Origin of the sequence: Candidatus Pantoea communis (assembly GCF_011752685.1) — a bacterium.
GTDB classification, from domain to species: domain Bacteria; phylum Pseudomonadota; class Gammaproteobacteria; order Enterobacterales; family Enterobacteriaceae; genus Pantoea; species Pantoea communis.
The window spans coordinates 1-628 of record NZ_VWXC01000072.1 but is presented as its reverse complement, the minus strand read 5'-3'; the positions used below and the strand labels follow the sequence as shown (position 1 = coordinate 628).

At 52.7% G+C, this 628-nt stretch carries 1 rRNA gene; it reads left to right on the top strand.

The features are described from left to right. A 23S ribosomal RNA gene (locus tag F3J37_RS27875) occupies positions 1-628 on the top strand; the annotation flags it as partial.

The following is a 628-nucleotide window of genomic DNA, read 5'->3' as shown; positions in this document are numbered from 1 at the left end:
ACAGACAGCCAGGATGTTGGCTTAGAAGCAGCCATCATTTAAAGAAAGCGTAATAGCTCACTGGTCGAGTCGGCCTGCGCGGAAGATGTAACGGGGCTAAACCATGCACCGAAGCTGCGGCAGCGACGCTTATGCGTTGTTGGGTAGGGGAGCGTTCTGTAAGCCGTTGAAGGTGAACTGTGAGGTTTGCTGGAGGTATCAGAAGTGCGAATGCTGACATAAGTAACGATAAAGCGGGTGAAAAGCCCGCTCGCCGGAAGACCAAGGGTTCCTGTTCAACGTTAATCGGAGCAGGGTGAGTCGACCCCTAAGGCGAGGCTGAAAAGCGTAGTCGATGGGAAGCAGGTTAATATTCCTGCACTTGGTGTTACTGCGAAGGGGGGACGGAGAAGGCTAGGTTATCCGGGCGACGGTTGTCCCGGTTTAAGTATGTAGGCGGAGAGTTTAGGTAAATCCGGACTCTTTTTAACGCTGAGGTGTGATGACGAGCCACTACGGTGGTGAAGTAACTGATGCCCTGCTTCCAGGAAAAGCCTCTAAGCTCCAGGTAACACGAAATCGTACCCCAAACCGACACAGGTGGTCAGGTAGAGAATACCAAGGCGCTTGAGAGAACTCGGGTGAAGGA